Consider the following 26065-nt stretch of genomic DNA (forward strand, 5'->3'; position numbering starts at 1 on the left):
GTGAGCGGGAGATTAGCAGTCGGTTGTTCAATTCTAAAAACAAAAAATGAGTTTGAAATTATAGATGTGATCAAAATCACTGATGATTGAGTAAATTAAACAAATACAAACAAAACAATTCACCATTTATTTACATTTATCGAGGGGATTATACATAAATTAGTCGTTTCAAAGGTAGTAAATAAGATAAGACAGTTTTCTTATCGATCCTCTCTTCTTAAATTGACCGAACCAATATTGCAGTTTCAAAAAATTTGACTCATATAGCCACTTTTTGACGTAAATACGCGTTCAATGCCTGTATTGAAATGGCTTTAATGAATTTCAAGAAACGACCTGTCGGTAGGCCTTTACAAAACTTTACGAATGCAAAGAATGTAAATTTAATGCAAATGGTAATGGTTATCACTTATATTCTCTCCCGAAATAATTCAGTGGTACCGGAAACGGTTCAACGAGCACATCGAATAAATAACAAAGTGCTCGTCTAAAAGAATAAAAACGGAGTAAAGGACATGTTTTCAAAGAGCCCATTGGCTTTAGTGATCGGCGCAGTATTAGCTTCACCAGCAGTATTGGCAGAAACAGTAAAAACAGACGAGCACATGGTTGTTGAAGGTCGTGACTACGGTTACAAAGCCGACACGAACACAACAGCAATGCGAATGGAGGCAACTCAATTAGAGACTCCGGGACAAGTTTCAGTAATCGATGAGCAAATCATCGATGAACAGCGTGCTAGCACGTTAGGTGAAGTTCTAAAGAACGACGCATCTATCTCTGCTGGTTCTAAATCTACAAACCGTGAGCGTTTTAACCTACGTGGTTTCCCTTTAGACAGTGGCAATGGATATTTGCGTGATGGGGTACAGCATTGGTCTCATTACCGCCAACCAGTTGAAGTATTAGAGCGAGTTGAGGTAGTTAAAGGCCCTGCTGGTCTTCTTTATGGAGAATCAGCACCGGGTGGTTTAGTCAACATGGTGTCGAAAAAACCAACCTATGAAACGCAAGTATCTGTTAGCCAAGATATCGGTTCTGACAATTATACGCGTACTGTTGCATATGTGAGTGGCTCACTAAATGAAGATCAAACATTGCGAGCACGAGCAATCGTATCGCAAGAAAATCAAGACTCTTACCGCACACGCTTTGATGGCACAGATGTAGAAACCGACCGTTTTGTTGGTGGCCTATTCGTTGATTACGATATCAATGAAGATGTGATGCTTTCTATGCACTACGATCGCACTCAAGAACTGGGTGATTTAGATAATGGCTCGAAGATCGATACTGCGACAGGCAAAGCGATCAATCCGGATACGGTCAATGACCAGCGTTTTGCTCAAACAGATAATGACGTTGCGAATTACGGTGCTTCAATTGCTGCAAACCTAAATGAAACATGGTCAGTGAAAACAGGTATTGCTCGTCAATTCTACGAACGCCGTCGTACAGAGTCAGATAACGTTCTAGATAGTGGAGGCTACAAGGTGTCGGATCGTCATGATGAGTGGACATTTGACACCGCGTATGTTGATTTTACGGGGGATTTCGATGCACTAGGTGTGAACCACCGTCTGTTAGTTGGTGCCAACGGTTTACATTATGATTACAAACAATTGTACTACTCAGGCTTGGCTTGCCAATCAGATCCCGTTGCATGTGAAAATGGCTTTGATATGCCATCAGATATTCACTACAACATGGATACTTCAGGTTTATCGCATTCAGAAAGTCAGCACTACGGTTTTTATGTTCAAGACTTAGTGACTTTGACTGAACAATGGCAAGTACTTGCAGGAGCTCGAGTTGCTTACGATAAAACTAAGAGTAGCAAAGGGGTAGAAGCTAGTTATAACAACATTCTTCCTAAAGCAGGTTTGATTTATTCACCAGCGTCTAATGGTTCTATTTACGCAGTTTACTCTGAAAGTTTCGAACCTGTTGGCGAAATCACAAATAAAGATGACGTGAACTTTGGTCAGTCTCAAGATGCTAAGAAGGGCACGCTTTACGAGCTTGGCTCTAAGTGGGAACTGTTCGATGAACGCTTGTTTGTTTCTGGTGCGCTATTCCAAATCACGCAATCAAATATGCAAGTGACGGAAGATCTTGATCCTGCAACTAACAACGGCAAAAAAACACGCACCACTCAGGTTGGTGAGCAAGTTCACACGGGTGTCGAATTGGCTGCGACTGGTTACGTGACAGAGGCATTCTCTTTGAGTGCATCAACCATGTTCTTGGATGCTGAATACCAAAATGACCCTGCACTTGAAGGTAAAACTCCTGCAGACGTTCCTGAGTTTACTGCAAGCATTTGGTCTACTTATGCGTTTAACAACGGTACTGATGTAAACCTAGGTGTTTATCACGTAGGCGAGCGTTACACTGAAAGTGCGAACACGTTTAAGAAAGATGCTTACACTCGTGTAGACATGGGTGTGGCACATACATTCAAGTATGACGAAAACCTAGATTTTGTTGCTCGTATCAATGTAGAAAACCTATTTGATAAAGACTACCTAGAGGGTGGTAGCACGCGTGGTGTCGTAGTTGGCGAAGGCCGCAACTACATGGCAACACTACAGGTAAAATACTAATTTGTTAGCAGGGTACTATTACTAGCATAAATACTAAGGGGAAAGTTCGGCTTTCCCCTTTCGTGATTCTGCTATTTAGTAAAATATCCCTAGTAATGCGAGTGACTTTTAATGATAATGAGACTGCTTATCAATAAAATTCATTTGACCTTCTTCTTATAGTAAATGACTACAATTATGAATCTTTTAAAAACTAGCCTAGCGCTTGCGATCAGTTTGGTTGCAACCTCTTCGATGGCAAACAGCTTGGATCAAGCTCAATCAATTCAAAACAAGACCAATAACGCGTCGGCTTCGAGCCAAAAGGTTATTGATAAAAGCTCACAAACAACTTTGATGCTGCAAGCTGAGATTGAGCGTCTGCAAGAAGAAGTGAAGAATCTAGAAATCTATCACGATCATCTTGCTGCATTAGTTGAGAGCCAAAACCAAGAAGCTCAAAGTATTGAAGGGCAGATCGACGAAATCAAATACACCCGTCAAGGTGTTGTACCTTTGATGTATCAGATGATTGATGGCCTGCAACAGCTGGTAGAAAAAGACGTGCCGATTAAGAAAGAGCAGCGTCTGGAGAGAGTTGAAAAGCTTCAAGCCATGATGACTCGTGCGGATGTAAGTGATGCTGAAAAGTACCGTCGTATCCTAGAAGCATACCAAATCGAAATGGACTATGGCATTAAGCTAGGTGCTTACCAGGGGCGTGTTGCACTGAGCAGCGACAGAACGATTGAAGCTGACGTTTTACATCTAGGTCGCATCTCTTTAGTTGCTCGAAACCTAAACGGTAGCCAATACTGGTCGTGGAATCTAACACAAAACCAATGGCAAGAGCTAGATTCTTCGATGAAATCGGAGCTAGATAAAGCCTACGACATTGCAAGCCAACAAGCAGCACCAAGCCTAATTACTTTACCTGTTTCTCTAACTGTTGCGGAGGTTAAGTAATGAACTTAAAACCATTAGCAGCATTGCTTTGCATTACATCACTTTCATTTTCTGCTTTCTCAGCTTCTGATACGACTGCTCAGTTAGTAGATAAAGCAAAATCACATAATCGTACTCAAGCTTCCCACAATGTTGTCCGTGAAGCGGATTTCAAGAAGACAGAACAAGAACTGAAAGCGATCAAGGCACAGCTTGAAGCGAAGCGTATTTCAATTCAAGGCGCTACAGACGTTCTGACTCAGACTTTCAGTGATAACGAAAACACACTCGCTCGTTTAGAAGAGAAGTTGCGTTTAGAAACAGGTAGCCTTGGTGAGCTATTTGGCGTCGTTCGTCAGAACGCAAAAGAATTGGGAGCAGAGCTTAGCTCAACAGTAAACAGTGTTGATCGTGCTGAGCATACCGCAACTGTTGATCAAATTATCGATGCTAAATCCCTGCCATCAATGCCACAACTTTCTGGTTTGTGGATGAGCATGGTTGAGCAGATTCAAGCGAGCTCTGAGCTTAGCAAATCTCAAATTGAATTCATTAATGGTGAAGGCAATACAAACAAGGTTGACGCTTACCGCCTAGGTTCAATTGGCTTAGTGACAGAGCAAGGTTACGTTAGCTGGAACACTCAGCGTGAAGACGCAATCGCATACCTCAAGCAACCAGAAAATGGTCCAACGCTAGCATCACTTTCTGCACTGGCAAATGGTGAAGTGGCTAATGTCGTTGTCGATCCTTCACGTGGATTCATGTTGGAGCAATTGGCGCTAACACCTAGCCTAACTGATCGTCTTCAAGCGGGTGGTGTGGTTGGTAAAGTGATTCTTGGTCTACTGGCTATTGGCTTAATTATCGCATTGGTTCGTGGCGTGTCTCTAGCGATTACTCGTCAGAAAATTCGCGCACAACTTAAGAACCCAGAACAACCGGGTAATAACCCGCTTGGTCGTGTTCTTGCAGTTTACAACAAAGAGCAAAGTCAAACGGTTGAAGCTTTAGAGCTACGTCTATTAGAAGCGGTTGTTGATGAACAGATTCACTTAGAGAAAGGTTTATCTATGCTAAAACTTCTAGCAGCACTCGCGCCAATGCTTGGTTTGCTGGGCACCGTAACCGGCATGATAGAAACATTCCAAGTGATCACACAATTTGGTAATGGTGACCCTAAAGTCATGGCTGGTGGTATTTCGATGGCGCTTGTAACAACGGTACTTGGCCTAGTTGCTGCAATGCCACTGTTATTAGCACACAACATCCTTAGCACTCAGTCAGAGAACATTCGCAATATTCTTGAGAAGCAGGGTATTGGCCTTGTTGCTGAACAGGCAGAAAAGACAGTTGAATCAAAAGCTGTTGTTCCACCAGTGGGGACTGCTGCGTAATGGATATTTTGTCGGGTTCTCTATTACCAGCGAGTTGGTTAACGAGTGACTGGCTGCTGTCTTTATCAAGCTTTATGGAGCAGGGCGGTTTCGTCCTGTGGTGGCTAGCGGCTGTTGTCCTAGTGTATTGGGTGCTTGTGGTAGAACGCGTGCTTTATCTTGCGTTTTACTTTCCAAAACAACGCCAAGCTTGGGTTACAAAGTGGCATGAAAGAGAAGATCACTCTTCTTGGCATGCCAAAGCCATTCGTGAAGGTTGGTTAGGACAAGCGAGTATCTTACTTAACCAAAACTTGAATTTTATTAAGCTGTTAGTCGCTATTTGTCCGATGTTAGGCTTGCTCGGTACCGTTACCGGTATGATCTCTGTTTTTGATGTCATGGCGACTCAAGGTAGCAGCGACCCTAAATTGATGGCTTCAGGCATATCTCTAGCAACACTGCCAACCATGGCTGGTATGGTTGCTGCTTTAGCGGGTATGTTTGTTCATGCACGCTTAGCGAAAGTGTGTAACCGCTTAGAATTGAAATTAGAAAAATCTTTAAGGAGTCAACGATGAGACTCGGTCGACGTCATTCTAAAAACGAAGAGGCTCAAATAGACCTTACTTCGATGCTTGATATCGTATTTATCATGCTTATTTTCTTTATTGTGACCAGTTCATTTGTTCGTGAATCAGGGGTTGAAGTGAATCGCCCTCAAGCGTCTAATGTTGTTAGCCAAAAAGATGCGGGCATCTTTGTTGCGATTACTTCTGCGAATGACATCTTCATCGATAAACGTGTTGTTGATGTTGAACGTGTTCAAGCGACGTTAGAGCATTTATTGCTAGAACAACCTGATGCTTCTTTGGTCATTCAAGCGGATGAACACGCTTATAACGGAACCGTTGTAAAAGTGATGGACGCCGCGAAAGGTGCGGGTATTAAAAACATTGCGCTTGCTGCTGAAAAGCGATGAACTTGGAGGATCTTCATAAATGATTCGCCTATTTTTTGCTTTACCATTAGCGGGTGCATTGGGTTTAGCGCTGTTTTCTTTTATGGCTTGGATGGTTGATAATGGCCACCAACGTTCACCAGACAACAGTGAGACGTTAAGTTTCAACATGGTGATGGTTGAACAAGAACAACAAGTCCAGAGAAGACAACGTGCAGTTCCTGAACAGCCAGAAATGCCAGAGCCGCCACCAGAAGCGCAAACGTCTCAGTCACAAGCTGAAGTCACGCCTCTGAATTCGATGTCCTCATTGCCTTCATTGGATTTGAATACATCGGTTGATGGCCTCGCGATTAACGCGCCGACATTTTCGGACTTTGGATCAAACCAACAGGCAATGCCTTTGTATCGAGTTGAACCTCGTTATCCAGCAAAAGCGCTTAAGCGTGGTGTTGAAGGGTATGTCATTATGTCTTTTACCATCGATGAAACAGGACGCCCTGTTGATATCCAAGTCACTGACGCGCGCCCACGTCGTATGTTTGAACGTGAAGCGATGAGAGCACTTAAAAAATGGAAATACCAACCGAAAGTCGTCAATGGAAAAGCGATAGCTCAGGTTGGTCAAACCGTGAAACTAGAGTTTAAGTTGGCAAAATAATGAAACAGATATGGATATTAGTGGGCTTGTTGTTAATGCCCCTTACAACACAAGCAAAAGAGCTAACTCAATATACTGCTATTCGTGTTCAAAAGGCGCATAAGCTTGCTCAAGATGAACAAGTTAAACAGGCGATTGACGTACTTGCAGGCTTAGAGCTTTCTAAAGGCTACGACAAAGCGTATGTAGCGCGCATGCTTGGCGTGTTTTACTGGCAAGATGGTAAAACCGACACGGCAATTAAGCAGCTTACTTATGCGGTCGACAGTAATTTATTGGTGGATGAACAGGCTTGGATAACGAAACGCATGCTTGCAGATCTATTATTAAACGATCAGCAGTTTAAAAACGCGCTTCCACATTACTATGAGTTAGTAAAAACAGCACCAGAGGCTGAAAAGAAAGACGTGCTTTGGATGCGAATTGCACAAGCGGAATACCAAATCGAGAACTGGTCAAAAGTACTAGTAGCCATTGGTAATCGTGACAAGTTTAATTCAAAACCAGAGTTGTCTCCTCTATCGCTAAAACTGGGTGCACAACTACAGTTAAAGGAGTGGAAGCAATCTATTCCAACACTGGAAAGCCTTATCGAACTTCAACCAGAAAAAGACAACTGGTGGCGTCAACTTGTGGGTATTCAGTTAAGACTAGAACGTAACCGCGATGCATTGAACACGTTAGCGTTAGCGGATCTACAAGGTGTTGAACTGAAAAACTCAGACCGCAGACTACTGGCTCAGCTGTATGCTAAACGTGGTATTCCAGAGCGTGCAGCACAAGAGATTAGCAAGTTAGATAATGCGAGCAGCGACGTTCAACTTCTTGCGGAGCAAGCAACTTACTGGCAGCTAGCGAAAGAGTGGGACAATGCGATTGAAGTGTGGACGTTAGCGTCTAATAAGGACACTCAATATCATTGGAATGTGGCTCAGTTACTGGTTCAGCAAGGTTACTACGATCGTGCTCTAGTTGTTTTGGACAAAGTGAAAGACAAGAACAAGCAAGCCGACGTTGCTTTAGCGAAAGTACGCTCTTGGTACAAGCTAAAGAATCTTGATAACGCGCTTGCTCAAGCAAAACGTGCAAACAACATTGAACCTTCTTCTGAAGCAAAAGGTTGGATTAAATATCTTACTCAGCTACGAACAGTCAGCGATAACGGAAACGTCTAACGGCTGATAGTCAGAAACAGAAGAAACAAACAAAGCAACAAAGCATAAAAAGGGTGCCATTTGATCGTTCAAATGACACCCTTTTTAATTTTGTTCAGTAATTCAGTCTGTTAGAGTTGGTCTAGTTTTACTCGTCGGATTGATCGATTACGGATCGCACATCGTCCCACTTGGCGTAGCACTTTGAATCACATCGCTGGTGTCAGCGATCCAGTTAATGGTGCAGTCGCGATAAGGGTTCTTAAAGGCATGCAAAGTATAACCATTATCTAATGGTTTCTTCGTTTCAGCGCAGGCATAGTGTCTAGATGCCCAAAAACTAACAGGGCGTGAGCGTTCGGTGAGATAGCGCTCTTGTACATCGGTTATGTCTGAGCCGATATACTTTTGGATATGTTCTTCCGTGCTGGCCATCTGGCTACTGCAGGCTGTTGCTAGCGCAGCAAAAGCCAAAACAACAATAATACGCATGTCAAAATCCCTTTAAGCTTGTTTGCTCTCTTGTCGTCGGTTGTAGAGATTACTTTTTGGTAAACCGTATCCACCGACGAATCCATTGTTTGTTGAGGCTCATCAAAGTGATCCAATCAATGAATAGTCTCAACTTTCATTCCTTAAGGCTATAACTTCTACCTTAAACCAACCTCAATCGAGCATGTTGAGACTGAGAATTTTTGAGGTTTGAACCTGTTATCAACAAGGTCAAATACAACTTATTAATTGCCTCCAGTACAAGTAAGTAAGAATATGCAAGCAGTTTGATTGCTTCCTTTGAAATGCTATGTAAATTTCCATACGCCGCTCGGCAAACGTAAACAATGTAAATTGAATGCCAATACGAATGATTATCAACTAAATTGTCGCTATAAAAATAATAGGTATTGGTTTGTATGTCGTTAAAAAGTAGGGCGGTTCAATCATGGGCTCGTCGGCTTCATGTTTATATTTCAATGGCGCTTCTGTTCGTTGTTCTTTTTTTCTCCGTGACAGGTATCACCCTTAATCGACCAGAGTTATTTGAATCAACTCAACCCAATATCCAACGATCTACGTTTACGCTTCCTACAAGTTTATTTTCAATCCAAGACGGGCGATTAAAAGCCGATGAAATGGCCTTTGAAATGTTTCTTTTTGAAGAAGCCAACCTATCGGGCGTTCCTTCAGGTTTAGACATCTACGCAGAGATTGAAGACGGTGAGTTGCTCATCGGTGAGGTGTCTATGGATTTCAAAGGACCTGGCTACAGCGCCTCTGTGTTCGTCGACGTGACGTCTGAAATAGTGGAAGTCGAAACCACCAATTACGGCGTTATCGCACTATTGAACGACTTACACAAAGGCCGTAACAGCGGTGAAGTTTGGAAGTGGTTCATCGATATCACTGCGCTACTGATGATCTTCTTTGTACTTACTGGCGTGTGCTTACTGTTACCGAAGAAAAAGACGCTGAATACCTCCATCAAATGGACTGTGTTTGGGTCTGCAATCTCACTTATTATCTATTTTTTCGCCGTGCCTTAGCGCTTGATTCGATTGATGAATCGGATTGAAGAACGAACTAAAGGTTAAACGGATTTCAAAGGTTGTTAAACATGAAAAAAATGAACTGGAGCAAGGCGCTTCTTGCTTTATCTCTTTTGCCGAGTCTTGCTATGGCACAAGCGATCCCTGATACGGCAAAACTTGATGTGAACTTTAAACTTCCAAAGATTGATACCTCTATGTACGCGCGTCCTTATGTGGCGGTGTGGGTAGAGAACAGCGAACGAAAGTCGGTGAAAACCATTGAGCTTTGGGTTGGTAAAGATGAATGGCTTAAAGATTTACGTAGCTGGTGGAGAAAGGTTGGACGTTATGATCGTGAATTGGTTGATGCAGTGACGTCTGCAACGCGCCCTGCTGGCCAGTACCGCTTTGTATGGGATGGTAAGAGCGATGATGGCCAGACTCTAGAGCAGGGCGAGTACACGGTTCATATCGAAGTTGTTCGCGAACACGGTGGCCGTAATTACCTTCGTCAAAAAGTATCACTAACGGATACAAATGCTTCATATGAGCTAAAGGCGACGGAAGAGACGGGTGCAATCACTCTGAGCTACATCGCTAAATAGTAAGCACGAATAGCAAAACAAACTGAACAGAATAGACAGTCGTCATCGTAGGCTCAGATTGAGCGACACGGCTAAAAATTATAAATAATGGAATTGAACATGATGAAACAGACAAAAATTAAAGCACTTGCATTAGCGGGTGTTATGGCATTTGGCTTAGCGGCAACGACAACAGCGCAAGCTCACCCGCGTTGGATCCTGCCTTCTCACTTTACCGTGTCTAAAGAAGGTGGTGATTGGCTAACGTTCGACGTGACTGCGTCTCACGGTACGTTCGTTTTCGATAAGCCAGCAGGCAGCGAAAACGCTCATGTCATCATGCCAGACGGTCGCAGCGAGCGTCCTAACTTTGTTATTCGCGGTAAACGTCGTTCAATCTTTGATTTCTATTTCGAAGAAGAAGGTACGCACAAAGTGGCGATCAACAATGAGCCTTCTTACTACACGCAATACAAAGCAGGTCGTCGTGACACAGTGAAATGGGTTAAAGCAAACAAAGCAGAACGTGATTCAGTTCTGCCTGAAAAGTCGCGTGACGTGGTAACACAAATAAGCTTCACTCGTGCAGAAAGCTACATCACAGTGGGTAAACCATCGGATTCAGTCTTCAAAATTGAAGGCAAACTACTTGAAATGAAGCCAGTAACGCACCCTTCAGACATTATTGAAGGCGAACCAGTGACATTCCAGTTTTTCTACAACGGTGAAATCCAGAAAGATGTAAAAGCGGAGATCACTCGTGAAGGTACGCTTTACCGCAACCACCAAGAGCAAATTGATGTTGTGAGTGACGAGAATGGTGAAATTACCTTCACTCCAAACGTAGCGGGTCGTTACGTAATGAAAGCGAACTACAAAGGTGAGTTGATTGACAACCCACTGGCAGATAAAGCAAGCGCGAACGTTCACTTAACGTTCGAAGCACTGCTTCAATAATCTGTTATGTCAGGGTTACAACCCTGATTAAGAACCAAAATCTCAAGGGCTCATTTGAGCCCTTTATCGCTCAGTATACTACTGAGAATTTGCACTGTGGCTAGGGTACGAATCATGACAATAAAAACAAAACTTAACGCTTTAATGACTCCATGCTTGGCTTTAGGATTTGGTTTCGCTGCATTACCTGCGCAAGCACACTTTCCACTGATGAGCTGCTGGTTTGAAGGCAAAACTGTAGCTTGTGAAGCGGGTTACTCTGATGGCAGTAAAGCGATTGATTACGCGGTTGAGATGTACGATTACGACGACAACTTAATTGCAAAAGAGGTGACAGATAAACGTTCTATCGTTGAATTCCCAAATCCTGACACTGAGTTCTATCTTGTATTTGATTCAGGACATGAGTTTCCTGTTGAAGTCGACGTTGTAGAGATCAGCGAGAAATGATGATTCAAGGCGTACGTGCTGACACGGGTGGCAGAGAAGGCAAATGGGTAGGGCTGATCATTGTATTCATCCTGAGCTTTGCCACGGTCACTATCCCATTTCATCAGGCAGAATCCCACATGAAAGCGGTACTTGAACATCAAATTCTGGTGACCGATGTTGAGCAAGAAAACTTGGCAATGTTGTCAGAGCTACGTTTAGCACATGAAGAAATTCGTGACCTGCGTATGGACTCTGACGGCGAATGGCCAAGTGTTGCATCACTTAAAGATGAATGGGTCGCTCCTTTTGTTGAAGACCAGAGCTGGAAGCGTAAAGGTTCTCATGCTTGGGTTTTGGACGAGCGTGGTTATTACTTTTCTGCACCAAGTGAACAAGCTACATCAAGTGAATATGCTGCACAAAGCGAGTATGGCTTTGCTGATTCCTTTATTTTAAACGCGAACAGCGTTTCTCCTGAAATCTGGATTTTCTTCGGTGGTGTAGTGAAACAGCCCGCTACTTTTGACCAGCATACGCTTGAGTCTGCGGGCTGGAAAATGGTCGTGAATGAATCAGAAATTGAACAGCATCATAAAGATGCTCACTAATAATAAGAGAATTACTATGCGAATTATGACTCTGTTCATGTCGTTATTGGCGGTGTTAATGACACCCAATGCACTGGCAAAAGAATACAAGATCGATAGCGATAAGCTAACGATTGGTATCACGCTTCAACCTTACTACAGCTACGTAAAAGCTGTGGTGGGTGACAAAGTGAACATTCTTCCATTGGTTGATGCTGGGTTTAATCCTCATAACTACTTACCGCAACCCAATGATTTAAAAAGATTGAGCCAGATGGATGCGATCGTGGTAAACGGTATTGGTCACGATGACTTCGCGCTTAAAGTGATTTCAGCCGCGCAACGCGATGACTTAGTGGTTATCGAAGCAAACAAAGAAGTACCTCTACTTCCCGCGTTAGGCCAGTCTGTTGGTCAAGGTGCCGTTAACCCGCATACGTTTGTTGGCCTTTCTACAACGATTCAAAAGGTTTACACCATCGCGAGCGAAGTCTCTAAGCTCGACCCAGATAACGCGGCGTTTTATCGTAAGAACGCTCGTAAATACGCCAAGCAATTTCGCTTTATGAAGCGTGATGCGATGTTGTCACTTGGCGAACTCGATACGTCAGGTATGAAGGTCGCGACGACCCATAATGCGTATGGTTACATCCTTCAAGAGTTTGGTGTGGATGTCGCGGCAGTAATCGAGCCGGCACACGGTGTAGAACCAAGTGCTAGCCAACTGCAAGAGACGATCGAAAAGATCCGCGCATCGGGTATTGATGTTCTGTTTTACGAGCTAAACATGCCAAACCGTTTTGTTGACACGATTGAAGCGGAAACAGGCGTTCAGCTTTACCGCTTTTCTCACATGACGCACGGTGAATATGAAGACGATAAAGTCGAAGTTGAGATGAAGAAGAATCTACAAACGTTAATCGAAGCAATGAAATTTGCAGCGACTAACCAAGCTAAAAGCGGGAACGCGTAATGCTAGGTCCCTCAATTTCGATTAATAAACTCGGCCTGCAATACGATAATAACGTGATTCTTGACGATATCTCATTAGAACTTAAAGCAGGTGAGTGCCATGTGATCATGGGGCCAAACGGCGGGGGCAAAACATCTTTGCTGCGCTCTGTACTTGGTTTGACGCCTTTCTCTGGGCAAATCAATATTCATTGGCCAGAAAAGCCAAGTATTGGTTACGTTCCTCAAAAAGCGACATTCGAGTCGAGCTTACCTCTGACGGTAATGGATTTCGTGTTGCTTAACCAAACACGAATTCCGCTATTTTGGCGTCGTAAATCTAAGCAATTGGATCTTGCATTAGCGCAACTGGATCGTGTGGGTATGGCGACTCGTAGCGATCGTCGTATGGGGCAGTTATCGGGCGGTGAGCAACAACGTGTATTGTTTGCTCAAGCCTTATTGGATAACCCCAGCTTACTGGTGTTGGACGAACCGACCACTGGTATGGATGAACAGGGCGTTCGTTATCTTGAATCTCTCATTCGTGAATGTGTTGATGAAGGCCGTACGATTCTTGCCGTTCACCATGATGTAACCGCAGTGCGTCGCCTTGAAGCCAATGTACATGTTGTGAATCGATTCTTGGTGGATAGTGGTCCACATGAACAAGTACTGCATCCGAGTAAAATTGAAAGTTTATTTCAGCATTACAGCAGTGGTGCAGCGATAGCTAAATCGAAGGAGGTTGCGTAATGGAATGGTTACGACAACTTGCCGTAAGTGGCGTTGAAGCGGGTTGGTTATCTGACAGCTTCATGTATGCGTTCATGGTGAATGCACTGGTTGCTGCATTGTTACTGGGCCCGTTACTAGGTGGCCTTGGTACTTTGGTGATTGCAAAGCGTCTGGCTTTCTTCTCTGAGGCAGTTGGCCACGCAGCGTTAACCGGTATCGCTATTGGTGTTCTGCTTGGTGAACCACCAGAAAACCCAATCATCGGGCTGTTTAGTTTCTGTATGATCTTCGCTTTGCTTCTTCACTTTGTAAGAAATAGAACCAATGTGCCATACGATACCTTAGTCGGCGTTTTCCTTGCACTTGCGTTAGCGGTGGGCGCGGCATTGCTGATGTACGTAGCTCGTAAGATCAATATCCATATGCTTGAGAACGTGTTATTTGGATCGATCCTCACGGTAACAGACCAAGACTTAGCGATTCTCGCAGGTAGCTGCGCGATCATCATTTTACTTTTGATACCGACGTTCAACCGCATTCTTTTGACTTGTATCAGCCCTGATATTGCCAAGGTGCGTGGCTATAACACCAGCTTCTACGACTACTTGTTTGTCATGATGATCACCTTGGTGACGATTGCAGCGGTGAAAATCGTGGGTGCGGTTCTGGTTGGCGCGTTATTGCTGATCCCAGGTGCTACGGCTCGATTGCTGACTAAGCGCATGGGCAGCTTTGTTTTACTGTCTGCGTTACTGGCAACCATCGCATGTTTGGTCGGAACGGTATTACCTATGGAGCTAAAACTCCCAGTGCCATCAGGCGCTTCAATCATCATCGTCTCTGCAACGTTTTTCCTAGCGGCAACGCTATACCGAATTTTAAGAAAGGCATAATCATGACTTCTTTAATGAACCGTATTTCAAGTTCACTAAAAGCAACTGCTCAAGTGAGTGTAGTCAGCAGCATGTTGTTTGGCGGCTCAATGGTGCCTCTCAACGTAAATGCAGAGGATATCCTTACCAGTACGCCAGTGACTTACGCACTAGCGACAGAATTGACCAAAGGCACCGACATTACGACTGAATACCTACCACCAAAACGGTACGGTATTGATCGCCTGCCTAACTGGTTTGGTACTAAGGGCGCAAGTAAGGTGCTTAAGTCAGGTGAAAAGGCGACCGTTGCGTTAACGCTGTCATCCATCTGGCTAGCTGATCCTACATTTGTATACGCAAGGCAGGGCAACATCCGTTTGGTTGAAGTTGATGCCGCTCAAGCGATTACTCCACGCGCACAAGGTGTTGCAGCGTTGACGTTATCGAGTGGTGATGTGTCTAAGTACGCGTGGTTAAACCCGACAAACTTAACGCGTATGGCGGCAATTGTGGCTGCCGACTTTAGGTTATTGTGGCCAGAGCAAGCAGAAACGATTGATAGCAACCTACAACGCGTAATGCTTAATGTTCGTGAATTGATTAACAAGCAACAAGCGGTGTTATTAGATAACGACGTAGATTCAGTATTGTTGCTTTCAGAAAGTTTGGAAGATTTCGTATCTGGTAGCCAACTGTTTGTTGAAGGCCGCATGTTCAAAGCAGAACTTGAATGGACAGAACAGGATAAAGCGAAGCTAAAAGCGATGTTTTCAGAAGACGATACATTGTGGTTAGTGACTGCGAAAAAGCCTACGACTTTGATTAAGTCACTGGTACCTAATGAGCGAATTCTTGTTGTTGACTCGGTAGACCGTTGGGGAAGAGCAGGGATTAACGAAAAAGCGCCATTTTCTCGCTGGGAAGTTGAGCCTTTCAAAGGTTAAGTGGCTAAAACAGGTTAGCAAATAAACCACTCGTTGAAAAAATACGATTAAAAAAGCAGCCAATTTAGGCTGCTTTTTTCTTGCCGGTTCGTAATCCGCAAGATGACTAAAGAACAAAACGCTTATTCAGCAGTTTTTTGTTTCTTCAGCTTCTAAAGCTAAGTCTACTGTACCTTCTACTTGTTTTTGAGCGGCTTTCGCTTGCTCTTCAGCTTCCATTTTTGCGCGGTCAGCTTTAGAGATGTAGCGAGGTTTGTTGCTACCATGCAGTTTAGAATTCGCCTGTTTCTGTCTTTTCTTTAGAATTTGATTGATTTTTTTCTTACGGTTCATTGCTGCATAGCCTTGTATTTAGTTTATGCGGTGGAGAATAATCATTTTAGATCTAGAACTCAATATTTACATGGTATTCAGCAAGGAAAATATCACTATGCAGGCAGTCGAGACCGCACGTTTATGATTAAGAATGGGCACACCTCAAGATGCGGCGTTTATCCAGAGATTATATAGCTCAGAAGATTTCCTGCGTTACATCGAAGACAAGGAAATAACAGATACTGACAAGGCTGTTGAATACATCGAAAACAACATTCTCAAAATGCATCAAGAGAAAGGTGTGTGCTTATTGATCGTTAACCCCCGACGTATCAAAGACACATCAAAAAGGGCGCTTTCTTCAGGCGAATAACCTTTAGTGAAGAGGCCCTAAATGACAATGCAACTCGTTGATTCTGTCTCGTTGACTAAGATTCGCTGACTGTGATTGGGCTACTCGCCAGCAATCTGTAGAGGAGAGCGCTTTAGGCTTGCGATTAACATATAAATCGTTGTCGCTAGCAGGGACGCAAACAGGTAAGTAAATAGTCCTGCTTGTGAATCCATAAAGCTATCCGCAACCAATGGACCTGCGACTGAACCCACGCTGTAACACAACAACATAACCTGAGTCACCGACACTAGGTAGTTCGGGTCTAAGTTACGACAACCCAAATTAATCGCAATCGGGTAAAGCGCAAACGTCGCCATGCCTAACACAAACAAGCTCATACCAAGAACGTAAAAATCATGGTTGATAGTGAGAACGCCAATGCTTGCAACCCCTAGTAGGCAGAATAGAGCCATTAATAACACTTGTCCTATGTGGTGAGATAACCATGTCACCATCGGTTGAACAGCCATACCACCCATGATGACTAACGCCATCAAACCACCAATATCTTGGTGTGCAATGTTGCGTTGAGCCAGTTCTACAGGCATCAAGCCATAAATCGAACCAAGAGTTAGCCCTGAAACAATGCAACCAATCAGAGCGCTATGACTTAGCTTGCTGATTTGCTTTAGTGATAGAGACTGCGCATCGTGAATTTTTGGTGCAGTCGCTTGCCCGTACATCAATACAATGATTGCCCCAAACAGCAAGGTGAACATTGCGATGAAAGGCACGCCACCTGTAATTCCAAGGTATCCAATGCCAAGTTGACCAACGGCAGAGCCGCCGTATAGCGAGCACATGTAAACCCCTAGACGTTTCGCACGCTGAGATTCATCGCCGCTCATTAGCCAAGACTCTACAATTACAAAGATCCCAGCAACAGAGACACCTGCCACGAAACGAGCCAACAGCCAAACGTATTGATGTGGTGCCAACGGTAATAAAAGGATCGTAGCGATAAAAATGGTCAGTGCGATAACGAACGCGTCTCTGTGACCAACACGCTTGATTGCACGCTCAATCAATAACGTACCCGCTAAAAGACCTGCATAAAAGGCACTAGCCAACCAACTCGATAGGTTACTGTCTAAGCCATACTCAGACAGCATTAATGGTAATGAACTCATTAAGTAGCCTGAAGCGATCGCGTAAAAAGACAATGCAATAACAGGAACAGTTATGCGAGTTGTTGGTTGGATGTTGTCCAATGCAGGAGCCTCTAAATAGTGAAAGAAACGATGAATTTTCCGCGACTATGGGGGAGAAACTGAATTGGGTAAAACGAATAAAAATGGTCGTGAAGATAAAAGAAATTTATCGCCAATCTAAACTAAAAGACCATTGCGATATTTTTCGATTTGGCAACATTTTATGCGGTTTAAAATCCGTTAAACCCTTGTTCATCGTCTATTTAAATTAGAAAGCGAACGGGTGTTAACTGGCACCACTGGAATTTCATTTGATGTGCTATTTAGTGTTAGACGACTTCTTTACGGTATTGCCTTGGCGAACTGCCACTCCACTTACGAAACGCATGTCGAAAGTTAGCGCTGTCAGAAAAACCGACGCGTTCGGATATCTCTTCAATGCTCATTTGAGTTGAAGAAAGATAGTGTCGAGAAAGGTGAAAACGAACATGATCAAGAATTTTCTGATAACTCGTATCAACCGCTTTGAGGTGCCGGCGCAGTGTTCGAGAAGACATCCCCAATTCTGACGAGATAGATTCTATGGAAGGGTAACATCCAGGTCTTTCGATCAACATCTGAGAGACTTTTTCTTTTAGGCTGGTGGGAGTACTAACCTTCGCCAACATATCATCACACGATTTCAAGCACATCTGCAGCGTGATGGTATTGGCGGTCGGAAGAGGTGAATACAAGCTTGTTGCGTCGAACTGCCATTCAAGACGATCACTGTTGAATTCGACCGGACAACGGAAAATCTCTGTGTAGAGTTCGCCATATTCAGGCTTGGGATAAGGGAAGCGGATCACTTGTGAGGGGAAGGGTTGTTGCAGCACTTCTTCACACAGGCTTTGAATCGCGGTGAACCAGTATTCACAGCAAAAAGGCAGCAGCGAATCTAAATCGATAAGTTGTTCTGCGCGAAAGTGCCCCACGTTGTCTTCAACAGACATGGTTTTTCTTAGTACTGGGCCTGCAAGCTGTAGATATTTAAATCCAATCAACAAGGCATCCAATAGTGTTTCACTGCTGAACACCGCATACCCCAGAACACCGAAATCACTGAAACGTGCTTGTTGACCGACTCTGAGCCCGAGACCTTCTTCGTTGGTATTTTCTAGCGCATTACTAAACACCGCCAACTTTTGCGCCAAGGTAATGTGCGTGTCTGGCGTGTTGAGTTGAAGATCATCGATGTTACTGCCTTCAAGCAGTTCTTTGATGCTGAGAGCGGGCGACATGTAACGATAAAGCAATTGAAGATCAAGAATACCGAATGCTTGCATATCGGGTTCATAGACTGCGGTGTATTCCATAGGATGCCTCTTGTTGAATATTGCCATCTTAACCGAACTCTTAACATTTACGCTTGTCGCCTGCTCTCACTTTCCCAAGGTTGTTTAAACTTTTGTTTTATGTGTGCAAGGTTTTACAAGGCCTGATAGAGCTGTGTCCGAATATCACCGGTTTTTGTCTTTTTAAAACCTGTTCGAAATGCTATCAAAATGTTGTAATTTAACAAGTTGCACATTGGGTCGTACCCGTCACTTTGCGAATTAACTCGCTGCATTGTGTTCGTCAACCTTTGTGTGGTCACCTTATTAAAAGTAAAGGCATCCAAGGTAACTTAGTCGCCATGGATGAATTGGGCGAAGTCTGCATCAAGAATCCAAGTGTCATGAAAGGTTACTATCGTTGTGCTTAATGAACATACACAATGTGATAGCACAATGCTGGTATCTTGGTGTCGTGAGCAATTGGCGGGTTACAAATATCCTCGTAAAGTGTTTATTCGTAAAGCGCTACCAATGACGGCAACAGGCAAGATTTTGAAGAGAGAGTTACACCCACTCGAACTAGCGGAGACAACCCATGGATAGTTATGATTTTATTATTGTTGGCGGTGGTTCTTCAGGTTGTGTCATGGCTTCGCGGCTGTCTGAGGACCCGAATATCACGGTTTGTTTACTAGAGGCGGGTGGTAAAGACAGCAGCCCATTGATTCATACTCCGGTTGGCATAGTGGCAATGATGCCAACCAAACTCAATAATTGGGCTTTTGAAACCGTTGAACAACCGGGTTTGAATGGCCGTAAAGGTTACCAACCGAGAGGTAAGACACTGGGCGGTTCCAGCTCTATTAATGCCATGATGTATGCTCGTGGGCACCGTTACGACTACGACACATGGGAAAGCTTGGGTAACACTGGGTGGAATTATGAAGCGTGTCTGTCTTATTTTAAGAAAGCAGAAAATAACGAGGTTCACCAAGATGAGTATCACGGCCAAGGTGGTCCCTTGAATGTGGCGAACCTTCGATCGCCAAGTCCGATGTTGGAACGTTACTTAACGGCGTGTGAGTCGATAGGGGTTCCTCGTAATGAAGACATCAACGGTGCGGCACAATTCGGGGCGATGCCGACTCAGGTGACTCAAATTAATGGCGAACGATGCAGTGCTGCCAAGGCTTATTTAACGCCAAACCTGTCGCGTTCAAATCTAACCGTGGTGACTAAAGCAACTACGTATAAGGTCTTGTTTGAAGGCAAGAAGGCGATTGGTGTCGAGTATGGTTCTAACGGCAAGCGTTATCAGATCCAATGCAACAAAGAAGTGATTCTATCCGCTGGCGCCTTTGGTTCCCCCCAATTGCTGTTAATGTCGGGTGTGGGCGCTAAAGCTGAACTAGAGAGGCATGACATCGAACAGGTTCATGAATTGCCTGGAGTGGGTAAGAACCTTCAAGACCATATCGACTTAGTCCATTCGTACAAATGCAGTGAAAAGCGTGAAACTTTCGGTATCTCGCTGCAAATGGCCTTGGAAATGACAGAAGCTTTACCGCTATGGCACAAAGAACGCCGCGGCAAGATGAGCAGTAATTTTGCAGAAGGGATAGGCTTTCTTTGTTCAGAAGATCATATCGCGGTGCCGGATCTAGAGTTTGTATTTGTGGTTGCCGTGGTTGATGACCATGCCCGAAAAATACACACTAGTCATGGGTTTACCTCTCATGTCACCTTGCTACGACCGAAAAGTATAGGTACCGTGACACTCAATAGCAGTGATCCCTATGATCCGCCTAAGATCGATCCTGCGTTTTTCAGTCATCCTGAAGACATGGACGTGATGATTAAAGGTTGGAAGAAGCAGTATCAAATGCTAGAAAGCGCGGCGTTTGATGATATCCGTGGCAATGCTTTTTATCCGGTCGATGCCAATGATGACAAGGCTATTGAGCAAGATATTCGAAATCGTGCGGATACTCAGTATCATCCAGTCGGAACCTGCAAAATGGGAACCGTTGATGATTCTCTGGCCGTGGTAGATAACGATCTTAAAGTCTATGGATTGGATAACTTAAGAGTCATTGATGCTTCTGTGATGCCAACATTAGTGGGGGCTAATACCAATGCGCCAACCATTATGATTGCCGAAAAAATCGCAGATCAGATCAAAGAACAGTATGGGTTTAGTAAGCAATAAACCAATGAACATGCAGAAGACGAGATGGTTGTATAATTAAAGAAACAGAGGTAACTGATTGTTTTACTGTAGGTTAGGGAGTCTTATTTTGGTAAGGCTCTCTAACCTATTTTTTGTACGCTTCCTTAAAGCATAAGCTAAATTAAAAGCGATATAAACACGGAGCTATTTGGTCAGAGCTTGATTAAGCCAACGATCAAATTCGCCTTTTGGTAACGCACCGTTAATCGTATCGACACGTTTGCCAGCTTTAAACACCATCACCGTTGGAATACTTCTGATTTGGTACATCGCGGCAAGTTGTTGCTGAGCTTCAGTATCAATCTTAACGAATCGAACATCTCCCGAACGATCTTTTGCGACGTCGCTGAACACTGGCGCAAAGCCAACACACGGGTTGCACCATGTCGCCCAGAAATCGACAACCACAGGCTGTGAACTGTTCAAGATAGATTGGAAATTAAGTGACGTTCCCTCAATAGGAGCGCCATCGAGTAATGCTGTTTTGCATTTGCCGCAGGTTGGGCTTTCTGAAATTCTTTCTGAAGGAACTCGGTTTACGCCATTACAAGAAGGGCAACGTGTGTTGAATGTAGACATAACTTTCTCTTTTTATTGTAACTCCGTGTCTAACGCGATTTACGAATCACGCACGGAGCGCTTATACTGTTTAAAACTAGAATACGATACTTAAATAAAAACAAACAATAAACAGGTAAATGATGACAAAATTTTACGCCGAAATTACTGGCTGGGGAAAGTGTCTGCCACCAGCCGTGCTGTCCAATGATGATCTAAGCACTTTCATTGATACGTCTGACGAGTGGATTCGAACTCGAACTGGTATCGAAAACCGTCGTATCAGTCATGTAAATACCTCTGAACTTTCGACTGTCGCAGCAAAACATGCAATGGCGTGTGCTGGCCTAACTGCTGAAGATATCGATCTTGTTATCATCGCGACGTGCAGCCCAGACTCACTTATCCCAAACACCGCATCTAAGGTTCAACAGAATCTAGGCATTAAGAGTGCAGCGGCTTTCGACCTTAATGCGGCATGTACTGGCTTCATTTACGGTGTTGAAACGGCGACTCGACTGATTCAAGCGGGTAACTACCGCAACGCTATCGTTGTGGGCGCAGAACGCTTGTCATTCTTCATTGATTGGACCAAGCGTGATACCGCGGTTCTTTTCGGTGATGGCGCTGGCGCTGTGGTTCTATCTCGGACCGAAGAACAAGTTGGCTTACAAGAAGCTCAGATCGGTTGTGACGCCGAAGGCCGCGATATTCTAGCGGTACCAAAATTCGGTACATCTATGGACCGCTTTGCTGCTGATAACGGTTATTGGGACTTTGATTTCGTTGGTAAAGAGATCTTTAAACGTGCAGTGAAAGGTATGGGCGCAGCGGCACACACAGTATTGAGCCGTACAGGTATCTCAACCGACAACATTGACGTTGTGATTCCGCATCAAGCGAACATCCGAATCATTCAAACTCTTTGTGATATGGCGGGTATCGATCGCGATAAAGCGTTTGTTAACATCCAAAATTACGGCAACACATCCGCTGCGACTGTACCAATTGCATTGTGTGAATCGCTAGAGCAAGGTTTCGTTAAGCCTAACGACAACATTCTTGTAGCGGCATTTGGTGCGGGTCTAACGTGGGGCGCTGGCCACATTAAATGGGGTAGCCGTGTTGAACCGCTAGGTCAATCAGATGCTAAGCTTCCAGAAGCCGACAAGTCGGCTTTAGAGCTTTTAGAAAGAGCCATTTTACACTGTAAAACACACCCGAATTCAGCGAGCGAATAACGCTGATGGGTGCAGTAGCCAAAGTACGTCTTATGACGAAAGCCGACCTTGATGAGGCGGCTTTAATTCACCAAGCTACGTTTGTTCGACAACAGCACTGTAGAGGCTAGTTACAATGTAACTCAAATGCTGCACCGCGTTTTCTTAACTTTGTTGCGGAGAGTGAAGGTGAGATCGTGGGTTACATCATCTGGGTTCAGAAAAGCGGGTTTAGACCTGAAGCTGTTTTAGAACTAGAGCAACTTGCCGTGTTACCAGGTGCGCGGGGGCAGGATGGGGTAAACGCTGATTCTAGATTCCCTACCGCAGGTAAATCAGCATTTGGCGAGCCAAGGCTCAACACTAAAGCATGTTTTAGTGACCACCAGAGCAGACAACTTTGCACAAAAGCTGTACCAATAGACATTGGGTGCAGAGGTCGAAACTACGATTTCAAACCTGTACTCTGCTGACGAAGTGCTTATTATAGCTCGCAATGTGGGCGAGCGAATCTGATCGCTGAGCTCTTAAAACCAATTATAATCAGCGGTACAAACCGACCATCATCGATAAACGTTTAATTAGGGACTAATCTAGTCCCTTTTGTTATTTCTTAGGAAGTGTTTTGAAGAAAGTTTTAGCAATTGGCTACGTCTGGCCAGAACCGAATTCATCGGCGGCTGGCAGCCATATGATGTCACTTTTACGATTGTTCAAGAGACAAGGTTGGTCAGTTGAATTTGCAACGCCAGCTCAAGAAACCGAGCATATGATCGATCTCTCTGAAGAGGGCATCACGAGCCAATCTATACAGTTAAATTGCGATAGCTTTGACCAGTATATCGAAGAGCTGCAACCCGATGTCGTAATGTTTGACCGTTTCATGATGGAAGAGCAGTTTGGTTGGCGTGTTGAGAAAGTATGCCCGAATGCCTTTAAGTTACTGGATACGGAAGACTTACAGTTCCTACGTAATGCTCGACACGAAGCTGTTAAGAAAGAGACAGAACTGACAAAAGCGCATTTGTACAGTGACTTGGCTAAACGTGAAATTGCCGCGATTCTACGCTGTGATCTTTCGTTGATCATTTCTAGCCATGAGATGGAATTACTTCATTCTGAGTTCAATATTGATCCAAAATTGCTTCATCACTTGCCGTTCATGGTTGATCTCAATACTCTACCTGAAAGCACGAAAAGCTATGAAGAACGTAAGCATTTCATGACAATAGGCAACTTTAGACACGCACCGAACTGGGATGCAGTGCTTCAGTTACAAAAGATTTGGCCGAAGATTCGCAAGCAGTTACCTGACGCTGAACTTCATATTTACGGATCTTACCCGCCGCCGAAAGCAACGGCTTTGCACAACCCTAAAACCGGTTTCCATATTAAAGGTTGGGCGAAAGACGCTCAAGAAGTGATGGAGCAAGCTCGTGTGTGTGTTGCACCTCTACGATTTGGCGCGGGCATTAAAGGTAAATTGCTTGATGCGATGAAGTTACAAACTCCGAACGTCACCAGTGAAATCGGCAGCGAAGGTATGTTGCCGCAAGGTGAACTGCAATGGCCGGGCGCGGTTGCTGATGATATCGACGAATTTGTTGAAGCTGCGGTTGCCCTCTATAAAGACGAAGAGGAGTGGCTTAAGGCACAAAGCCAATGTCATTCAATCCTTGAAGCGCACTACGAGCAGAATAAACTAGGCGACACATTGATTGAGCGATTGATTGCGTTAGAGTCGGCTCTTGAATCTCATCGACTGGATAACTTCTTTGGTTCAATGCTCAGACACCATAGCATGGCGAGCACCAAATATATGTCTCAGTGGATAGCTGAAAAGAACAAGACTAAGTAACAGACATACAGCTCGAATTAAATCATAAGCCCTTAGGTTAACGCCTAAGGGCTTTTTTCATGACGGAAGCTTGTTAATTCCAGATTTACAAAACGACACATACTCGCACCACATTAGCATTAGCTAATTTACATTTATTAGTAAACTTTAATTTATAGGTTGTTATGAGCTTGTGATGTTTGTGGATGGGAGAGGTCTGTGCTTAGTTTGATTCCTTGGGATGCTTTTTTCGGTGGCATGTTGTTAGGCGTGTCGGCCATTGTTTTAATGTTGGGGATTGGTCGAGTAGCTGGCATTAGCGGCATTGTCAGCCGATTATTGCCAATTGGCACGAGCAACAAAGAACGTAAAGATGCGGATACAGCCAACACCGAAAAACACTGGCGCATCGCATTTGCTGTGGGAATGTGGCTAGCGGGTCGTACGAACAAAACCTGTTAGTAGCAAGCTTATAGCTGATTACAATGGCTTTGACGTTATTCGTTCTGAGCTGACCAAATAGAGAGGTTGACTCGCTTTCAGCAAGAAAGCCAGTCAGCCTCTTTCTATATCTATTGTTTCTATTATTTGCCGTTATCTACAATCTGCTGTTGTCTAAAATCTATTATTTAATAGTCGTTGAAACTGGGCAGTGATCACTGAGTTTGTAGTCCAGCACATCTTGCGTTTCAAATACCTTTTGCTTCGCAGCAGAGGCATCCAAGGACTTGCTCACCACAATATGATCAATCACTGAACGAAACTGATGTGTACGGTGATTGTTGCGGTTTGAGCGCACCTTACAATCTGCTCGAGTTTTTCGTGTTGCTAACTGAGCATCGGTATTTTGCGTCATGTCTTTCCACATCCAATCTCTTGAATAGGAGAGGTTATGGTTAAAGTCGCCCAGTATCGCGTAATCTTCACCTTTACGTTCTCTTTGCTGTATCCACTTATTCAATTGTTGAGCTTGGTCTTTGAGCCTTGAACAGTCGCGGTTAGACTTATACGCGCCGCTGCAACCCGCCTTTAAATGCACTGACAACATATGAATTGGTTTTGTATCCGCTTCTACAACCATATAGCTTGCAAACCTAAGCTTGCTGTTAGCACTCGTTTCTAGAGGAAAGTCAGCGTAGTCAGTGAGAGCGATTCCTTTACGAACCGCGAAGCCCGTATATTGGTTCACTTCTTTGAATTGTCGGTGACTGTTTTTGGGCAATGAACGATCAGACATCAAGATCTCATATTGGTCACCAGCGATGCGTTGAATGGCATTTATGTCATCGACTTCTTGAAAAGCAACCACACCCGCATCTAAGGATTGGAAATACTGTTCGAGTTTATCGAAATCCGCTTGATCACGTTGGGCAGAAAACTTATTCACAGCCACATTGGTTGATAACCATTCGATATTCCAACTGGATATGGTCAAAGGTTCAGCAAATGCGTGGCTACTGAGTAAGTAACTTAGCATTACCCACTTTTGAAGTCGTTTCATTCCAAATATCCCTAATTTTGTCGTCCAATATAGTTGAGCCGTTATCCTACAACACTTACCGAAAATTCAACTCTTTTTAGCAGTTTTTTTATTGTTACATTGTTTCTTTTCGACTTGAGAACTCACGTAATAATATTAGATTTATCTTGTTCAGTGTGCGCGTTTTGTTGATCCAAATCAATACTCAAAATTGGTGGTTCTCGTTAAATACGCCACAATATCTAGTGTTAGTTAAACGATAAATCGCTCTATATAGTGTGTTTATGG

The 26065-nt window shown here is 44.0% G+C and carries 25 protein-coding genes and 4 pseudogenes; 23 read left to right on the forward strand and 6 right to left on the reverse strand.

Annotated features, from left to right (window positions below; all coding sequences use genetic code 11):
* Nucleotides 1-515 precede the first annotated feature (515 nt).
* The 7 genes from ACMAZD_RS21990 (at nt 516) to ACMAZD_RS22020 (ending at nt 7703) form a co-directional block, all read left to right on the forward strand.
* The gene (locus ACMAZD_RS21990) at nt 516-2606 is read left to right on the forward strand and encodes a TonB-dependent siderophore receptor (protein WP_435249475.1); all 2091 of its coding nucleotides are present in this window, start codon (nt 516-518) and stop codon (nt 2604-2606) included.
* A 177-nt stretch (nt 2607-2783) separates the two neighbouring features.
* Nucleotides 2784-3551 carry a DUF3450 domain-containing protein gene (locus ACMAZD_RS21995; RefSeq protein ID WP_435249476.1) on the forward strand — a complete coding sequence of 256 codons (768 nt, stop codon included), beginning with the start codon at nt 2784-2786 and terminating at the stop codon, nt 3549-3551.
* Entirely contained in the window at nt 3551-4927 is a 1377-nt protein-coding gene (locus ACMAZD_RS22000) for a MotA/TolQ/ExbB proton channel family protein (protein WP_435249477.1), read from the forward strand. The genes ACMAZD_RS21995 and ACMAZD_RS22000 overlap by 1 nt, the downstream gene beginning before the upstream one ends.
* Nucleotides 4927-5487 (forward strand): MotA/TolQ/ExbB proton channel family protein, encoded by a 561-nt coding sequence (locus tag ACMAZD_RS22005; protein ID WP_017076001.1) that lies wholly within the window; start codon nt 4927-4929, stop codon nt 5485-5487. The genes ACMAZD_RS22000 and ACMAZD_RS22005 overlap by 1 nt, the downstream gene beginning before the upstream one ends.
* Nucleotides 5484-5888, forward strand: a complete 405-nt coding sequence (locus tag ACMAZD_RS22010; RefSeq protein ID WP_017090379.1) for an ExbD/TolR family protein — start codon at nt 5484-5486, stop codon at nt 5886-5888. Before ACMAZD_RS22005 ends, ACMAZD_RS22010 begins: the two co-directional genes overlap by 4 nt.
* 19 nt (nt 5889-5907) lie before the next feature.
* Nucleotides 5908-6528: an energy transducer TonB gene (locus ACMAZD_RS22015; RefSeq protein WP_435249478.1), complete on the forward strand. Its 621-nt coding sequence runs from the start codon at nt 5908-5910 to the stop codon at nt 6526-6528.
* Complete coding sequence (locus ACMAZD_RS22020) at nt 6528-7703, forward strand: tetratricopeptide repeat protein (RefSeq protein ID WP_435249479.1); 1176 nt, start codon at nt 6528-6530, stop codon at nt 7701-7703. The genes ACMAZD_RS22015 and ACMAZD_RS22020 overlap by 1 nt, the downstream gene beginning before the upstream one ends.
* 147 nt (nt 7704-7850) lie before the next feature.
* Here ACMAZD_RS22020 and ACMAZD_RS22025 read toward each other — a convergent pair whose 3' ends face one another.
* Nucleotides 7851-8174 (reverse strand): hypothetical protein, encoded by a 324-nt coding sequence (locus tag ACMAZD_RS22025; RefSeq protein ID WP_435249480.1) that lies wholly within the window; start codon nt 8172-8174, stop codon nt 7851-7853.
* Nucleotides 8175-8593: 419 nt separating this feature from the next.
* Here ACMAZD_RS22025 and ACMAZD_RS22030 point away from each other — a divergent pair, with 419 nt between their 5' ends.
* The 9 genes from ACMAZD_RS22030 to ACMAZD_RS22070 all read left to right on the forward strand — a co-directional run bounded on the left by ACMAZD_RS22030 (nt 8594) and on the right by ACMAZD_RS22070 (nt 15276).
* Nucleotides 8594-9223 (forward strand): PepSY-associated TM helix domain-containing protein, encoded by a 630-nt coding sequence (locus ACMAZD_RS22030; RefSeq protein ID WP_435249481.1) that lies wholly within the window; start codon nt 8594-8596, stop codon nt 9221-9223.
* A 71-nt stretch (nt 9224-9294) separates the two neighbouring features.
* On the forward strand, nt 9295-9813 hold the full coding sequence (locus tag ACMAZD_RS22035) for a DUF2271 domain-containing protein (protein ID WP_435249482.1): 519 nt from the start codon (nt 9295-9297) through the stop codon (nt 9811-9813).
* A 99-nt stretch (nt 9814-9912) separates the two neighbouring features.
* Complete coding sequence (locus ACMAZD_RS22040; RefSeq protein WP_435249483.1) at nt 9913-10749, forward strand: DUF4198 domain-containing protein; 837 nt, start codon at nt 9913-9915, stop codon at nt 10747-10749.
* A gap of 114 nt (nt 10750-10863) precedes the next feature.
* The gene (locus ACMAZD_RS22045; protein WP_435249484.1) at nt 10864-11199 is read left to right on the forward strand and encodes a hypothetical protein; all 336 of its coding nucleotides are present in this window, start codon (nt 10864-10866) and stop codon (nt 11197-11199) included.
* Nucleotides 11196-11789 carry a DUF6162 family protein gene (locus ACMAZD_RS22050; protein ID WP_435249485.1) on the forward strand — a complete coding sequence of 198 codons (594 nt, stop codon included), beginning with the start codon at nt 11196-11198 and terminating at the stop codon, nt 11787-11789. The genes ACMAZD_RS22045 and ACMAZD_RS22050 overlap by 4 nt, the downstream gene beginning before the upstream one ends.
* Before the next feature lie 16 nt (nt 11790-11805).
* On the forward strand, nt 11806-12741 hold the full coding sequence (locus ACMAZD_RS22055) for a metal ABC transporter solute-binding protein, Zn/Mn family (protein WP_435249486.1): 936 nt from the start codon (nt 11806-11808) through the stop codon (nt 12739-12741).
* Complete coding sequence (locus tag ACMAZD_RS22060; RefSeq protein WP_435249487.1) at nt 12741-13475, forward strand: metal ABC transporter ATP-binding protein; 735 nt, start codon at nt 12741-12743, stop codon at nt 13473-13475. Before ACMAZD_RS22055 ends, ACMAZD_RS22060 begins: the two co-directional genes overlap by 1 nt.
* Nucleotides 13475-14350 (forward strand): metal ABC transporter permease, encoded by an 876-nt coding sequence (locus ACMAZD_RS22065; protein WP_435249488.1) that lies wholly within the window; start codon nt 13475-13477, stop codon nt 14348-14350. Before ACMAZD_RS22060 ends, ACMAZD_RS22065 begins: the two co-directional genes overlap by 1 nt.
* A gap of 2 nt (nt 14351-14352) precedes the next feature.
* A complete protein-coding gene (locus ACMAZD_RS22070; protein ID WP_435249489.1) occupies nt 14353-15276 on the forward strand; it encodes an ABC transporter substrate-binding protein in 924 nt (307 codons plus the stop codon).
* A 126-nt stretch (nt 15277-15402) separates the two neighbouring features.
* Here ACMAZD_RS22070 and ACMAZD_RS22075 read toward each other — a convergent pair whose 3' ends face one another.
* Nucleotides 15403-15609, reverse strand: coding sequence for a DUF2986 domain-containing protein (locus ACMAZD_RS22075; RefSeq protein WP_435249490.1), 207 nt, complete (start codon nt 15607-15609; stop codon nt 15403-15405).
* Nucleotides 15610-15742: 133 nt separating this feature from the next.
* Here ACMAZD_RS22075 and ACMAZD_RS22080 point away from each other — a divergent pair.
* Nucleotides 15743-15937 (forward strand): annotated as a pseudogene (locus ACMAZD_RS22080) (GNAT family N-acetyltransferase); the annotation flags it as partial.
* Nucleotides 15938-16044: 107 nt separating this feature from the next.
* On the opposite strand, the gene ACMAZD_RS22085 reads toward ACMAZD_RS22080, so the two are convergent.
* Nucleotides 16045-17196 (reverse strand): MFS transporter, encoded by a 1152-nt coding sequence (locus ACMAZD_RS22085; RefSeq protein WP_435249491.1) that lies wholly within the window; start codon nt 17194-17196, stop codon nt 16045-16047.
* Between the two features lie 269 nt (nt 17197-17465).
* Nucleotides 17466-18491 carry an AraC family transcriptional regulator gene (locus ACMAZD_RS22090; RefSeq protein WP_435249492.1) on the reverse strand — a complete coding sequence of 342 codons (1026 nt, stop codon included), beginning with the start codon at nt 18489-18491 and terminating at the stop codon, nt 17466-17468.
* Between the two features lie 257 nt (nt 18492-18748).
* Here ACMAZD_RS22090 and ACMAZD_RS22095 point away from each other — a divergent pair.
* Nucleotides 18749-19055: pseudogene (locus ACMAZD_RS22095) on the forward strand (AMP-binding enzyme); the annotation flags it as partial.
* Complete coding sequence (locus tag ACMAZD_RS22100; RefSeq protein WP_435249493.1) at nt 19048-20661, forward strand: GMC family oxidoreductase; 1614 nt, start codon at nt 19048-19050, stop codon at nt 20659-20661. The pseudogene ACMAZD_RS22095 and the gene ACMAZD_RS22100, both read left to right, overlap by 8 nt.
* Nucleotides 20662-20826: 165 nt before the next feature.
* Here the strand turns inward: ACMAZD_RS22100 and trxC are convergent, their stop codons facing one another.
* Entirely contained in the window at nt 20827-21261 is a 435-nt protein-coding gene (gene trxC / locus ACMAZD_RS22105) for a thioredoxin TrxC (protein WP_435249494.1), read from the reverse strand.
* A gap of 122 nt (nt 21262-21383) precedes the next feature.
* On the opposite strand from trxC, the gene ACMAZD_RS22110 reads away from it, so the two are divergent.
* The 4 genes and pseudogenes from ACMAZD_RS22110 to ACMAZD_RS22125 all read left to right on the forward strand — a co-directional run.
* Nucleotides 21384-22481, forward strand: coding sequence for a ketoacyl-ACP synthase III (locus tag ACMAZD_RS22110; RefSeq protein ID WP_435250532.1), 1098 nt, complete (start codon nt 21384-21386; stop codon nt 22479-22481).
* A 32-nt stretch (nt 22482-22513) separates the two neighbouring features.
* Nucleotides 22514-22976 (forward strand): annotated as a pseudogene (locus tag ACMAZD_RS22115) (GNAT family N-acetyltransferase).
* Between the two features lie 109 nt (nt 22977-23085).
* Entirely contained in the window at nt 23086-24318 is a 1233-nt protein-coding gene (locus ACMAZD_RS22120; protein ID WP_435249495.1) for a glycosyltransferase, read from the forward strand.
* A gap of 198 nt (nt 24319-24516) precedes the next feature.
* Nucleotides 24517-24738: pseudogene (locus tag ACMAZD_RS22125) on the forward strand (YeeE/YedE family protein); the annotation flags it as partial.
* Nucleotides 24739-24922: 184 nt separating this feature from the next.
* Here ACMAZD_RS22125 and ACMAZD_RS22130 read toward each other — a convergent pair.
* On the reverse strand, nt 24923-25798 hold the full coding sequence (locus ACMAZD_RS22130) for an endonuclease/exonuclease/phosphatase family protein (RefSeq protein ID WP_435249496.1): 876 nt from the start codon (nt 25796-25798) through the stop codon (nt 24923-24925).
* Nucleotides 25799-26065: the final 267 nt, after the last annotated feature.

Origin of the sequence: Vibrio sp. nBUS_14 (assembly GCF_051201655.1) — a bacterium.
In the GTDB taxonomy this organism is placed as follows: Bacteria; Pseudomonadota; Gammaproteobacteria; order Enterobacterales; family Vibrionaceae; genus Vibrio.